Source organism: Mycoplasma leonicaptivi ATCC 49890, assembly GCF_000622205.1.
In the GTDB taxonomy this organism is placed as follows: domain Bacteria; phylum Bacillota_I; class Bacilli_A; order Mycoplasmatales; family Metamycoplasmataceae; genus Mycoplasmopsis; species Mycoplasmopsis leonicaptivi.
On sequence record NZ_JHWE01000005.1, the window covers coordinates 10,990 to 25,691 of the forward strand.

Below are 14,702 nucleotides of genomic sequence, written 5' to 3' on the forward strand. Positions count from 1 at the left end.
AGAAAATATCGATGATAATATCAGAATTAACTTAACATATAATCAAACCTTAATTAATGCTTTAAAATTAACAAAAGTAAATAATACTTTTAAATATACAAAATAGGATTTAAAACCAGGTTTTATTACTTAAAATCTGGTTTTATACATATTTATTTAAATTTACCAAATTTAAAGCAAAATTTAGTAAATTTTTACTTTCTTATTTTAATTTATATCAATTTTTTAATTTTATAAAGTATAATAAAAAGAAACCTAATAAGTTTTTTAAGAAAGGTTAAATGTCTAAATATATTTTTGTAACAGGTGGGGTTATTTCTGGTCTTGGAAAAGGGGTTTCTGCTGCATCTGTTGGTAATTTATTAAAATCAAGAGGTTTTTCAGTTTTTGTTTTAAAACTTGATCCATATTTAAATATTGATCCAGGAACTATGTCACCTTATGAACATGGTGAAGTATATGTTACAGAAGATGGAGGAGAAACAGACCTTGATTTAGGTCATTATGAAAGATTTATTGATCAAAATTTTTCAAAAGATTCTAATGTAACTAGTGGAAAAATATTCCAAAACATCTTAAATAAAGAAAGAAAAGGATTTTATAACGGGAAAACAGTACAGTTTATCCCTCATGTGACAGATGAAATTATATTAAGTATTAAAAACATAGAAGAAAAATACAAAACTGATTTTATTATTATAGAAATTGGTGGAACAGTAGGTGATATTGAATCAAATTCATTTATGCACGCTATTTCAGAACTAAGTTATGACTCAGAAGAAAATAAAACATTTTTTATTCATGTCACATATGTACCATATCTTACTTCATCTGGTGAATTTAAAACCAAACCAACACAATTTTCCGTTGCTAATTTAAAAGGTCTTGGTATTGAACCCAATATGCTATTTTTAAGATCAGATGATAAAATTAACAATGAAATAATAGCAAAAGTAGCTAAAAGTTCTCGTTTAAGAAAAGAAAATGTAATTACTGTTCCAAATATTTCAAATATTTATGAAATGCCACTTTATTTAGAGACACAAAAAGTGGTTCAAAATATTTTAAACTACTTTAATATTAAAGATAATGGTGCTAATTTACATGAATGAGAAGAATTTGTAAATAAAGCCAAAAAGATTAATCAAAAAACTTTAAATATTGCAATGATTGGTAAATATACAGAATTTTCAGATGCATATAAATCAATAAATGAAGCACTTAAAATTTCATCAATTCACTTAGGATTAAATTTAAATTTAAAATATTTTGATAGTAGTTTATTTACTGAGCAAAATATAGGAGAATGTTTAAAAAATTATGATGGTGTTGTAATTCTACCTGGTTTTGGAGCAAGAGGTTTTGAAGGAAAAGTTTTAGTTGCAACATATACTAGAAAACATAATATTCCAACTTTTGGTATATGCCTTGGTATGCAAGCGATGACAGTAGCACAAGCAAGAATCAAAGGATTAAAAAACGCTACTTCAAAAGAATTTGCAAGCAATAAAGATAAAGAAATTTATGTGCTTGATTATATACAAGGGAAAACCGAAAATGATGATATGGGTGGAACACTACGCCTTGGAGCATCTCAAACTGTTTTTAAAGAAAATTCATTAATTGCTTCATTTTATGAAACTAATTCAGTTTATGAAAGACACAGACACAGATATGAAGTCAATAATGAATATATTAATATTTTACAAGATGATAATTTTATTTTTTCTGGTATTGAACCTAATTTAAATTTAATTGAATCTTGTGAAGATATATCAAAAGAATTTTATATTGGTGTTCAATATCATCCTGAGTTTACTGCAAGACCATTAAAACCTCATAAATTATTTAATGTATTTTTAAAAGCAGCGAGCAAACAAAATGGAAAATAAGTTTAAAGATTTAATTTTATGTACAACAGATACCGTACCAGGTATTGGTGGAGTTGTTAATGACAATGTTTTAGATTTAATTTATGAAATAAAACAAAGACCATTAAATAAAAAAATTGTGATTTTAGTCGCTTCAATTGAACAAGCATCTTCTTTTGAACAATGAACAAAACAAGCATCGGAAGTTGCAAAAAAATATTGACCTGGTGGTTTTACCATTGTTGTTAATAATCAAGGTTTTAGAATGCCAGATAATCAAGCATTGCTTAATTATCTTAATAAAAATGGTCCTATTTATTTAACAAGTGCTAATATAAGTGGTCAAAATCCCTTAAATTTTGAAGAAGCTAAAAAAGTATTTTATAATGTAGGAAATATTTTAGATTTTGGAACAGGTTCAGGAAAACCAAGTACCATAATTAATCTTGATACTAATCAAATTATAGAAAGATAATCAAAATAATATAATTAAATTAATTATGTTTAAGGAGTATTATGAGCAAGGGTTTAAAGCCAGAGATTAGATTTGAGGAATTTGAGGTTGAGTGAGAGAAATGTAATTTTGAAGAAATTTTTATAGTTGAAAATTTTAGTTCTTTTTCAACAGAAAAAGAACTAAATGGTAAGTTTCCAATAATTCAACAAGGTTTAAATCCTATATTAGGTTATTCCAATAAAGAGCCAAATAAAGAATTTGAAAAATATATTGTTTTTGGAGATCACTCATTATCATTATATTTACCTAATAGACCATTTTTAGTTGCACCTGATGGGATAAAATTATTAAATGTAAATATACCAAGATATTTCTTTTTTCAATTATTATTAAAAAATTTACCTGAACATCGTGGTTATCAAAGACATTTAGGTTTATTAAAAGAAAATCAATATTTTATTTCTAATCAGTTCCAAGAACAACAAAAAATTGCTAATTTGTTTAAAAATATTGATGATCAAATTCAACCACAAGATCAAAAAATTCAAAAACTTGAAAATGTTAAAAAAGAATTATTGCAAAAAATGTTTGCAGATAAAGAAAATTTAGTCCCAAAAATTAGGTTTAAAGGGTTTGAGGGTGAGTGAGAGTATATAAAAATAAAAGATATTTCTAGTTTTGAAAATGGTTTTTCATATGAAAAATATATTAATAAATATGGAAAATTTAAAATAATTAATTTAAATAGTGTCACAGTAAATGGTTTATTAAATGATAATAAAAAGAAAACAGATTTTGCAAAAAAAATATTAGAAAAAGATTCAATAATTATTATTCTTTCTGATATTGCATCAGGTTCTCTTATAGGAAAAACTACTGTTATACCTGAAGAAAATAAATATGTTTTAAACCAGCGTGTGGGTTCTCTTGTATTAAATTCTAAAAATAATGATTCATTTTTTATATCAAAAGTAATAAACAATAACTCTGAGTATTTTAGTTCTATATCTTCTGGTACAGCTCAATTAAATATATCAAAAAATGATGTTCTTGAAATGGAAATTTATATTACAAAACAATTGTTTGAACAACAAAAAATCGCAAAACTCTTCACCACTCTTGACAACGTTATTAAACTAAACAAGCAAAAACTTGAAAAATTACAAAATATTAAAACAACATTATTACAAAAAATGTTTGTTTAAAATTGTATAAAAAAAGAACCGAATTGGTTCTTTTTATTATTTTTCTTGAACTGATGTAACACCAGGTAATTCTAAACCTTGAAGTAATTCTAATGATGCACCACCACCTGTTGAAACATGTGAGAATTTATCTTCCATACCAAGTTTTTCAACAGCAGCAACAGAATCACCACCACCAACTACTGTATAACAATCTTTTAATTCAGCAACTGCTTTACATACTGCTAATGTACCATTTTTGTAGTGTTCAAATTCAGCAACACCCATTGGTCCATTTCAAACTACTGTTTTAGCATTTTTAAGAGCTTCTTGAACTAATTCGATTGATTTTGGTCCTAAATCAAGTCCCATTCATCCATCTTGAATTGAACCTTCTTGAATATTTGGTTCAACATCTTTAAATTCTTGAGCACAAGCGTGATCAACTGGTAAAATAACTTTATCTGAATATTTTTCTAAAAAGTTTTTAGCTAATTCAATATAATCTAATTCAACTAATGAAGTTCCTGTGCTAAATCCTTGTGCTTGCATAAATGTGTAAGCCATTGCTCCACCGATAATCATTTTATCAGCAATTTTAGCAAGATTTTCTAATACTTGAATTTTATCTGAAACTTTTGCTCCACCAATAATTGCAACATATGGACTTTGTGGGTTTTTGATTGCTTTTTCTAATGAAGAAACTTCTTTTTCCATTAAATATCCAAGTGCTGATTCAGCAATATTGCTTGCAATTCCAACATTAGAAGCATGTGCTCTATGTGCTGTACCAAAAGCATCATTTACAAAAACGTCTCCAAGTGAAGCTCAGTATTTTCCTAATTCTGGATCGTTTTTGCTTTCTGCTTTATTGTTAGCATCTTCAAAACGTGTGTTTTCTACTAAAACAACATCACCAGGTTTCATTTCTGCAATAGTTGTTTCTAATAATGCACCTCTTGTTTCTGGTACAAAATAAACTGGTTTTCCTAATTGTCTTGCTAATTCAACTGCAACTGGTTTAAGAGTTCCTTTTGCAAAATCTTCTTCAGATTTAATTCTTCCTAAGTGCGAAAATAATATTGCTTTACCACCTTCCTTAATAATTTTTTGGATTGTAGGTAATGCAGAAGTAATTCTTTTTACAGAACTAATTACTCCATTTTTTACTGGAACATTAAAATCGACTCTAACAAGAACTTTTTTATTTTTTAGATTTAAATTATCAATTGTTTTTTTCATGATTTCTCCTTATCTTAATATGTTTAATATTATATTATTAAAAATATAATATTAAATTAAATTGTTATATTTTAAATTATTTTTTTATTTTAAATTTCATCATCTTCATCAAAGTTTTCTTCTGCTTCAATATCACCAAAAATTGCTTCTTCAACTTCTTTTAATTCTTTAATTAATTTTTTGTTAGTAATCTTAGAATCATTAATTTGAACAACTTCACGAAGATTAGGTTCTTTTTTAATATCGTTTTTAAACTTTATTTTTTGTTCGCTTAGTGGCTGGTCTTGATTTATTTCGGTAAAAAGAATAGTTGGAATTATAATTGGATTTCTTCTTTTTTCTTTATGGAATAAAGATCCAAGACGATCTATTATAATTTTTTCTAAATCCTCAACTTTTCAGTTATTAAAGTTTTTAATATAATACAATACAGCACCATTTGCTACTCTACGACTTTCATCCACTAAATCTTTAGAAGTTTTAACAAAGAAACTTCCTCTAGTTATAATTTTTGGTCTTCCGATAATAATGTTTTGTTTTTTATTTATTAAGAAAATAATGTTGACAAAACCAGAATCTTTTAATTGTGCTCTTTGCTTTAATATTTGTTCAGAAAGACTTAAAACAGAATTACCATCAATATAAACTGGTCCGAAATCTACTTTTTCATCAGTAGGATAAATTGTGTTTTTAAACATTTCAAAAACAACACCTTTTTGTACAAAAAGCACATTTTCTTTTTTAACACCATTTCTTGTAGCGCTTTTTCCATGTTCCAATGCCATACGATATTCACCATGGTATGGTAAGAAATATTTTGGTTTGGTTAATTGAAAAATTTTATCATGTTCTTTTTTATACGCATGACCAGATGTATGTAAAAATCCGTCAGTACCATTTTCTTTAATTAAAGCACCTAATTTATATAATCTGTTAACTAGTAACTCAATAATCATTCTATTACCAGGAATTGGACTTGAAGAAAAAATAATCACATCATCTTTATTAATTTTAACAGTAGCATGCTTTCCATAACTCATTCTTGATAATGCAGCAAGTTGTTCACCTTGTGAACCTGTTGTTAAAATAACTATTTGTGAATCTGGGATATTAACTAAATGTTTCTTATCAACTATAACATTATCTGAAACATTAATATAACCTAGTTTTCTTCCAATTTTAACACCTTGAATCATTGATCTACCAAAAGTTACAACTTTTTTACCAAGTTTTTCAGCAAGTTCAATAATTACTTTAACTCTTGTTAAATTAGATGCAAAGGTAGTTATAATAATTTTCTTTTTAGCATTCAGCATATGTGATTCAATATCTGTTAAAATATCACTTTCACTTGGTGAGTGATTGTCTCTCATTGCATTTGTTGAATCAGATAATAAAGCAGTTAAACCTTGTTTTCCTATTTCATCTAAACGTGCAAAATCTGTATAGTTACCAATTGGAGAGTAATCAAATCTAAAATCCCCAGTACACATAATACTTCCATTTGGTGTTGTAATTCTTACGCCAAAAGCATCAGGAATTGAATGTTGTGCTGTTCAAAAGTCAACTTTACATTTATTAGCAAAATAGTGAACATCAGATTTTTTTATTTCTATAAATTCTATTTTTCTTTTAATGTTGTGTTCATCAAATTTTAGTTGTAAATATTGGATTGCAATTCTTGGTGCAAATATTTTGCTTATATTTGTTTTTTTAACTAAATAAACTACACCACCTATATGATCTTCATGTCCATGGGTGATAAATAAACCTTCAATAACTTTGCCTTCTTGATTTAAATAATCAAAATTAGGTATTATTCCTTTTATACCCGTATTAAATGTATCAGCAAATTTAATACCAGAATCAACCAAGAAAATATGGTTTTTATGTTCAATTAATAATGTAGACTTACCAATTTCTTCAAAACCACCCAGAGCTATAATCCGCGTAGCTTGTTCATTTTTTTTATTCATTTTTCTCCTTGTTTTATATATTAAAATAGTGAAATAAAAAAGAATATTTATTGATAAATATTTAATTTTATTATATAAAAAAAATGATTTTTTGTTAATAAAAAACCATTTTCGAACCATTTTTTTAGTAAAACATTTTCTTGTGCTTTCAAATTTAAGTTTTATTTATTTTGTTTTGATAACTTTTTTAATAAACTTTCTAATTTGTTTTCTGCTTCTGTTAATGTTTGTTGGCTTAATTTAAAAATTTCTTCTTCATCTTTTATAAATTCTTGTGAAAACATATTTTGAATTGCAACTTTTTCTTCTGTATCATTTTTTATTATGTTAACATTTGTTATTTCTGGTAAAAGAATTTTATTTGCTTTTATATCATTTTTTGTAAATGAAATATTTGCAATGGGTTCTAATGTTGTTTCTGAGTTTGATTGTTTAACAATAAAAATTGTATCAGAATTATATATAGCAATATCATTTATGATTGTTTCATTTGGAAGTGCAAAAGTTTTTTTACCTTTTATGTTTTTAGGAATATAAGTTATTTTATTGCATTCTATTTTATTAACATAACCATTATTGCTTGACACAACAATTTTCTGATTAAGTTCGCACATAACAAATTGTGCGACTTTATCATTTAATGATAAATACACACCTTTTACACCCTTAGTTTTTAAACCATAAATTGGTACATCTATTTCAGAATACATTGAACCAAGTCCATTTTTAGTTATTATATAAATATTTTTTTCTCCATTTGATAATAATGCATTAACAACTCTATCATCATCAGATATATTTATACATGAATATTTTTTGTTAATTTTAGTCATTTTAAAATCACTTAATTTAGTTTTCTTAAAGTAACCTTTTTCTGTTCCTAAAACCACAAAAATATTTTGATTTCAGTCTTTTATTTCAAATATCGAAATGATTTGCTCGTTATATTCTCAATCAATTATATCTGATAAGTGTTGGCCTAATTCTTTTCATTTAGAATTATTTATTTTATAAATAGGTAAAACTATAAAGTTACCTAATGAGGTAAAAATTAATAATGTTGATAAAGAACTTAATTTAGAATAAAAAACAAGATTATCTTCTTCTTTTAATTGATAATTTTTAATATTATTTGCTTCAACTATTTTATCACTAAACTTTTTAACATATCCATTTTTTGAAATACCAACAGTAAGTTGTTCATCTTTGATTAAATCAGTTTCTGAATATGAAAAATCAAATTCTGATTCAATAATTTTTGTTCTACGTGGAATATTAAATTCATTTTTTAATTCTTGTAATTTTTTAATAATATATTTATCAAATTCAGATGCATCATTAAGTAACAAAATCATTCTTTTTATATCTTGCTCTAATTGTCCTTTTTCATCTAAATATGCTTGTTTATCTGTTTTGCTTAATTTATAAAGTCTTAATTCAGCAATTGCAGTTGCTTGAATAAGAGTAAAATTAAAATGTTTTATTAAATTTTGAATAACACCTGATTTAGAGTTTTCTGATTCTCTAATAACCTTTATTACTGCATCTGTTATTTCGGACACTTTAATAAAACCTTCAACTATTTCAAGTCTTAATTTTGCTTTTTCCAAATCATACTGCAATGTTTTATTAACAATATCTTTTACATGATTTTGATAACTATCTAAAAGTTCAATTAAATTAACTGTTTTTGGTTGTAAATTAGATATAACTGTATTATTATAATTATAAGTAATTTGAAGATCGGTTTTTTGCATTAAAAAAGAAATAATACTATTTATATTAACATTTTTTTCTAAGGTAATTAAAATATTAACACCATTACGATCTGATTGATCTTTTATTTCGATAATTCCATCTATTTCTTTGTTTTGAATCAATAAATCAATATCATAAACAAGTTTTGATTTTGTCACTCCATATGGTATTTGTGTTATTTCAATAAAACTATTATTACCTTTTTCATAGGTTGTGTAAACACTAAAAAGTTTAATTTTGTTTTTTTTATTTGTTCCTGTTTCAAACGCTTCTAAAATCCCATTAGTTCCATGTATTTCTCCGCCTGTTGGAAAATCTGGACCTTTAACATGTTTCATTACTTCATTTAATGATGCGTTTGGTTTTTTTATTCTTAGAATTGTAGCATCAATAACTTCGCCTAAATTATGTGGTGGCATATCTGTTGCCATACCTATTGCTATTCCTCTTGAACCATTTACAAGTATATTCGGTAATAAAGATGGTAGTATTAAAGGTTCAGTTTCTGAATCATCAAAATTAGGGATAAAAGGAACAGTTTTCTTTTTTAAATCACCTAAAATAAATTGAGAAAATTTTGATAACCTAACTTCTGTATAACGCATAGCAGCAGGACTATCATTATCCATAGAACCAATATTTCCATGCATATCTAGTAGAGGAATACCTTGCTTTCATCATTGACTCATATTTACCATAGCTTCATAAACCGATGAATCTCCATGAGGATGGTATTTACCAATTACATCTCCAACAACTCTTGCAGATTTTTTATAAGACTTATCAAAATCTAAACCTAATGTTAGCATTGAATAAAGAATTCTTCTTTGAACCGGTTTTAAACCATCTCTTATATCTGGTAATGCACGTTGTTGTATAACATATTTTGAGTATTTAGAAAATCTATCTGACATTATATTTTCAAGTGATTCATTAATAATATTTTCAATTAAAATCTCTTTTGTTTTTTTCATAATATCCTTTATTAAATAATTTAGAAATAATTCAATTTACTTCAAAAATTTAAAAAATTATTTTTCAAAAATTATAAATAAACTTGTTTACATTTAATAATTTAGTCATATGACTTTTTTAATTTGTATTAAAATTATAAACAAAAACCAATGTGTAACATCGGTTTTTGTTTATTTATTTTCTATTTTATTATTTGTTTGAGAACTATCTCAATATTTTTTTGTAATACCAAAGAAAACACCTGTGACTATACCAGCGCCAACAGTGAATGATAATGCCACTAACAAAACATATATTCAATTTCTTTTTATTTTTTTATTTTTCATTTTTAAATTATATCATATATTAACTAATATAAGAAAGGTATTTTTGTTGAAAATAATATGTGAAATAACCTTAATTTTGTCACTTTTTACAACTATTTTAATAATTATTTTTATATTAAAGTGATGTAATTTTATATTTTTAGTAAATTAAGAAAATATAATTTGTATAATTTAGATATGAATAAAGAAATATTGATATCGAAAACAGGGACAAAGAAGCAAAAGAAAAGAAAAAAATTAAATATAAACATAAATCTTGATGAATTTTCAAAAGAAGAATTATTAACAATAATAGAATTTTTCCAAGAATCATTTGAAGAAAATGGTGTTGATATTGATTATGAAAAAGTTTATAAAAATAGTAAAATCAAAAAAAATAATAAATAATTGAATAATAAATTGATTAATAATAACAAAGAATATTTATCAAATTACAAACTTATAAACAAGTTAAAATTTTCATTGTAAAGTTTAATAATAACATTTTACATTTAAATACTTATATATTAGTTTTTGTTGTATAATTTACTCGTAAATTAAATAATTTTAATTTTAAGGAGAACAATGACTAAAAAAGAATTTGTTACTGAAATTGCAGAAAGAACAGAATTAACACCTAAGAAAATTGAGGAAGTTCTTGACTCAATGGTTTTCGTTTTGAAAGAACAATTAATTTTAGAAGATTCAGTAAGATTATCACATTTAGGTATTTTTTCAACAGTTGTAAAACCTCAAAGAACTATTATTAATAGATTCACAAAAGAAGAACAAATTGTTCCTCAAAAACGTGTTGTAAAATATAAACCATCAAAATATTTACGTGATATTATAGATTTTAAAAATTAATAATTAAAAAATAACAATATTTTGTTATTTTTTAATTAAGAGAAATATATTAATTATGAAAAAAGATTTAACAATTATTGATATTCAAAAATATCTCAAAGAACATTACAATAACTTTCCTAATGTTTCAAATTACAGAATGTTAACCAAACTTTTCGAAGAAGTTGGAGAAGTTGCGGAAGCAATTGCGATAAAAGAAGGGTTTAAAAGACCAAAAGAAAATGTTGATTTAGCATCTGAATTAGCAGATGTTATACATTACACTGTAGCATTAGCAAATTTAAATAATATAAATTTATCTGAAATTATTTTGGAAAAAGATAAAGAAGCATCAAAAAGATATAATCATAATAGTAATTTATATGATTTTATAAATAAAAAATAAAATTTATTAAAAATATTTTTTAATTTATAATATAAATACTTTTTAATTAAAATTAAATAATAAAGGAGCAGAAAATATGGCAAGAGAAGGTTATACATTAGCTTGTACAACATGTAAAATGGAAAACTACATTTCTAAAAAGAACAAAAAAAATCACCCAGAAAAAGTTGAATTATCAAAATATTGTTCAAAATGTAATGCTCACACAAATCATAAAGAAAAGAAATAATTTACCATATTAAACTAAGTATCCATTATACTTAGTTTAATTTTTAATAATCAATATTTAATTTATATTATAATTAACATAATTAAAATTTTATTTAATAATAAAGAGGTCATATGAAAAAAAGATTAGTTAGCGGAATCAAACCAACAGGCTTGTTAACATTAGGGAATTATATAGGAGCTATTAAAAATTTTGTTAAATTACAAGATGAATATGAAACACTTGTTTTTGTTGCTGATTTACACGCTTTAACAACAGGTAGCATTAATCCAAAAGAATTAAAAAAAGCAAGAGAATCTGTTTTAGCTCTCTATATCGCTTGTGGTCTAAATCCTGATTCTTCAATAATTTTTTATCAATCACAAGTTATTGAACACACAATGATGCAATGATTATGCTCTTCTGAAACTACTATTGGTGAATTACAAAGAATGACACAATTTAAAGATAAGTCTCAAAAATTAAAGCAAGGAAATGGAACACAAAAAATTCCAACCGGCTTGTTAATCTATCCTAATTTAATGGCAGCAGATATTTTACTATATAATCCTGATTTAGTACCTGTTGGAGAAGATCAAATTCAACATTTAGAATTAACAAGAAATATTGCTCAAAAATTAAACAAGCACTACAAAAGCAATTTTAAATTACCAAAAATTTTTGTTCCTGAAGTAGGAGCAAGAATAAAATCACTTACTAATCCAAATGAAAAAATGTCTAAGAGTGAAAATAATGATAAAGCAACAATATATCTTTTAGAAGATCCAGAAATAGCTTATAAAAAGATTTTAAAATCAATTACAGATTCGGAAAACAAAATTTATATTTCACAAGATAAACCAGGTGTTTTAAATTTATTAAATATCTATGCCGCTCTAAATGATATTAGTCTTAAACAAGCAGAAGAATTATTTATAAATAAAAATTATAAGGAATTTAAAGAAACGGTTGCTTTATCTGTGAAAAATTTATTAACTGATATTCAATTAAAATATAAAGATACATTAAATAATATTGAAGAAATAGCAAATAAAGGAGCATTAAGAGCTCAAAAAATAGCAAGACCGATTTTAAACAATTTAACTTTAAAAATGGGTCTTTATGGAGAACAAAATGAAAGCAAATAAAGAATTAAATCATACAACATCTCACCTTCTTGGTGCAGCAGTTGAAAAACTATATCCTAATGTAAAATTAGGATTTGGACCTGCAACAGATGAAGGTTTTTACTATGATTTTGAATTTGAACAACCAATAAGTGATTCAGAACTTTTAAAGATAGAAAAATCTATGAAAAAACTTGCTTCAAGAAATCTAATAATGAAGCAAGTAGATGAATCAATGTATTCTTTTGAAAACAAACCATATAAAAAAGAATTGTATGATGAATTAAAAAAATCAGAAAAAACAATTACATTTTATGCGCTACAAGATCCGCTTTCACAAGAAATTATATTTATAGATTTATGTGCTGGAGGACATGTTGAAGATACTAAACATATTAAAAATTTTAAATTATTAAGTTTGGCAGGTGCGTATTGAAGAGGTAATTCTGATAATATACAATTAACAAGAATTTATGGTACATCATGAGATACAAAAGATGAACTTGAACAATATCTTGAAATTCTTAAGGATAGAAAAGAAAGAGATCATAGAAAAATTGGTAAAGAACTTAAATTATTTACCTTCAACAAACTTGGTGGACAAGGTTTTCCGTTTTGATTAGAAGATGGGATGTATATTCATAATGAAATTAAAAATTTAGTTTTAAAAATGGATCGTAAATATGGTTTTACTGAAGTTTTAACTCCGCATTTTGGTGAAGAAGAATTATACAAAACTTCTGGTCATTTAGCACACTATAAAGATGATATGTTTAAACCTATTGTTGTTGAAAACGAGCGTTTAATACCAAGACCAATGACCTGTCCTCATCACATTTTATGTTACAACACAGAAAAAAGATCATATCGTGATTTACCAATTAGATATTCAGAGCAATCACAACTTTACAGATATGAAAAATCTGGAGCACTAACCGGTTTAGAAAGAGTTAGAGGAATGATTCTTACAGAAGGTCATTTATTTGTAAGAAAAGATCAAATAGCCGAAGAATTTAAGTCAATGTATCAACTAATTAAAGAAACACTTGAAGCATTTAAAATTCAAATTAGTTATGTTTCTCTTTCGTTAAGAGATCCAGAAGATAAAGAAAAATATTACAATGATGATAAAATGTGAAATGAAGCAGAAGAAATTTTAAAAAATGTTTTAGATGAATTAAATGTTAAATATGAAACAAAATTAGGAGAAGCTGCTTTTTATGGACCTAAAATGGATATTCAAATTAATACTTCATTAGGTCACGAAATAACCGTTTCAACATTGCAATTGGATTTCTTACTTCCACAAAAATTTGATATTACATTTACAAATAAAAATAATGAAGAAGAAAGACCAATAATGATACATAGAGGTCTTGTTGGTACTTATGAAAGATTTGTTGCAATTTTAATTGAACAAACAAAAGGTATTTTACCATTTTGGTTAGCACCAAAACAATTAACAGTAATTCCAGCAATTGATTCTGATGAAGTAATAGAGTATGCTAAAACAATTAATCAAAAACTTTTTGATCTTGATTTTAGATCAAAAATTGATTTAAGACAAGAAAGACTTGCAAAAAAAGTTAGAGAATCACAAATGTCAAAATCAAAATTCCAAGTTATTGTAGGTGAAAAAGAAATGTTATCTGATTCAGTCTCTTATCGTGAATACGGAAAAAACGATACACATACTCTAAGTTTTGATGATTTTGTATTAATGATTAGTAAACTTAAAATGTCAAAAAATTAGTATGAATAAAAAAATTAAAAATAAGTTTTCTATTTGTTTTAATATCTTTTTTGTGCTGTTTTCATTAATTATTTTTTTAATAAACATACCTTGAAAACATATTTTAGGTTTAAATTATGAAATTTTACCAATTTATGCAAAAATTTTGATTTATAGTTTTTACACAATAATAAATATTATTTTAGTAGTTGTTTTAACATATTTTAAAAAGTATAAACCAATACATATTCAATATATTATTTTTACTATTGGTGTAATCACAACACTAGGGTGATTACCATCAAATGTTAAAATTGAAAACAGTAAACAAACACAATTGCAGTGATATTGATATAAATATGATACTGTTGTTGTTTTTGTTATTTATACAATATTATATTTTTTAGGAATATACTTATTTAAGTATGAAAATTTTGAAAAAATAAGAAATAAAATTAACAAAAACATTTAACTTTTTTGTTAAATGTTTTTTATTGTAAAATATACATTTTTTTATTCTTTTTGTTAAGTTTTGATAAAAAACTAATAATTTATTAAGACTGTTCTAAGAATAGAAAAAATATTATATAATTTAAAAAATATATATTATTAAAC

The 14,702-nt window shown here is 24.6% G+C and carries 14 protein-coding genes; 10 read left to right on the forward strand and 4 right to left on the reverse strand.

The features are described from left to right. The first annotated feature begins 281 nt into the window (after positions 1-281). From BU00_RS0100060 to BU00_RS04860, 3 genes are read left to right on the forward strand one after another with little or no spacing between them, the layout of a single operon-like run. Positions 282-1,892: a CTP synthase gene (locus tag BU00_RS0100060; RefSeq protein WP_027120954.1), complete on the forward strand. Its 1,611-nt coding sequence runs from the start codon at positions 282-284 to the stop codon at positions 1,890-1,892. Further along, positions 1,882-2,346 carry an L-threonylcarbamoyladenylate synthase gene (locus BU00_RS0100065; RefSeq protein ID WP_027120955.1) on the forward strand — a complete coding sequence of 155 codons (465 nt, stop codon included), beginning with the start codon at positions 1,882-1,884 and terminating at the stop codon, positions 2,344-2,346. Before BU00_RS0100060 ends, BU00_RS0100065 begins: the two co-directional genes overlap by 11 nt. A gap of 41 nt (positions 2,347-2,387) precedes the next feature. Continuing rightward, positions 2,388-3,533 (forward strand): restriction endonuclease subunit S, encoded by a 1,146-nt coding sequence (locus BU00_RS04860; RefSeq protein ID WP_027120956.1) that lies wholly within the window; start codon positions 2,388-2,390, stop codon positions 3,531-3,533. A 36-nt stretch (positions 3,534-3,569) separates the two neighbouring features. On the opposite strand, the gene BU00_RS0100075 is transcribed toward BU00_RS04860, so the two are convergent. From BU00_RS0100075 to BU00_RS05000, 4 genes are all read right to left on the reverse strand, one after another. Next, the gene (locus BU00_RS0100075) at positions 3,570-4,754 is read right to left on the reverse strand and encodes a phosphoglycerate kinase (RefSeq protein ID WP_027120957.1); all 1,185 of its coding nucleotides are present in this window, start codon (positions 4,752-4,754) and stop codon (positions 3,570-3,572) included. A gap of 89 nt (positions 4,755-4,843) precedes the next feature. Then, positions 4,844-6,730 (reverse strand): ribonuclease J, encoded by a 1,887-nt coding sequence (locus tag BU00_RS0100080; protein ID WP_027120958.1) that lies wholly within the window; start codon positions 6,728-6,730, stop codon positions 4,844-4,846. Between the two features lie 161 nt (positions 6,731-6,891). After that, entirely contained in the window at positions 6,892-9,462 is a 2,571-nt protein-coding gene (locus BU00_RS0100090; RefSeq protein ID WP_027120959.1) for a DNA topoisomerase IV subunit A, read from the reverse strand. Between the two features lie 171 nt (positions 9,463-9,633). Continuing rightward, positions 9,634-9,789, reverse strand: a complete 156-nt coding sequence (locus BU00_RS05000; RefSeq protein ID WP_156926399.1) for a hypothetical protein — start codon at positions 9,787-9,789, stop codon at positions 9,634-9,636. A gap of 177 nt (positions 9,790-9,966) precedes the next feature. Between BU00_RS05000 and BU00_RS0100100 the strand changes: the two genes are divergently transcribed. The 7 genes from BU00_RS0100100 to BU00_RS0100130 all read left to right on the forward strand — a co-directional run bounded on the left by BU00_RS0100100 (position 9,967) and on the right by BU00_RS0100130 (position 14,559). Further along, positions 9,967-10,176, forward strand: coding sequence for a hypothetical protein (locus BU00_RS0100100; RefSeq protein WP_036458661.1), 210 nt, complete (start codon positions 9,967-9,969; stop codon positions 10,174-10,176). Between the two features lie 177 nt (positions 10,177-10,353). Continuing rightward, positions 10,354-10,635: an HU family DNA-binding protein gene (locus BU00_RS0100105; RefSeq protein WP_027120961.1), complete on the forward strand. Its 282-nt coding sequence runs from the start codon at positions 10,354-10,356 to the stop codon at positions 10,633-10,635. A 55-nt stretch (positions 10,636-10,690) separates the two neighbouring features. Further along, positions 10,691-11,020: a MazG nucleotide pyrophosphohydrolase domain-containing protein gene (locus BU00_RS0100110; protein ID WP_027120962.1), complete on the forward strand. Its 330-nt coding sequence runs from the start codon at positions 10,691-10,693 to the stop codon at positions 11,018-11,020. Positions 11,021-11,096: 76 nt separating this feature from the next. Continuing rightward, positions 11,097-11,249 (forward strand): 50S ribosomal protein L33, encoded by a 153-nt coding sequence (gene rpmG, locus BU00_RS0100115; RefSeq protein WP_027120963.1) that lies wholly within the window; start codon positions 11,097-11,099, stop codon positions 11,247-11,249. Between the two features lie 113 nt (positions 11,250-11,362). Continuing rightward, positions 11,363-12,376 (forward strand): tryptophan--tRNA ligase, encoded by a 1,014-nt coding sequence (trpS, locus tag BU00_RS0100120; RefSeq protein ID WP_027120964.1) that lies wholly within the window; start codon positions 11,363-11,365, stop codon positions 12,374-12,376. Continuing rightward, positions 12,363-14,108, forward strand: a complete 1,746-nt coding sequence (thrS, locus tag BU00_RS0100125) for a threonine--tRNA ligase (protein WP_027120965.1) — start codon at positions 12,363-12,365, stop codon at positions 14,106-14,108. Before trpS ends, thrS begins: the two co-directional genes overlap by 14 nt. 1 nt (position 14,109) lies before the next feature. Next, positions 14,110-14,559, forward strand: a complete 450-nt coding sequence (locus BU00_RS0100130) for a hypothetical protein (protein WP_027120966.1) — start codon at positions 14,110-14,112, stop codon at positions 14,557-14,559. Positions 14,560-14,702 lie beyond the last annotated feature (143 nt).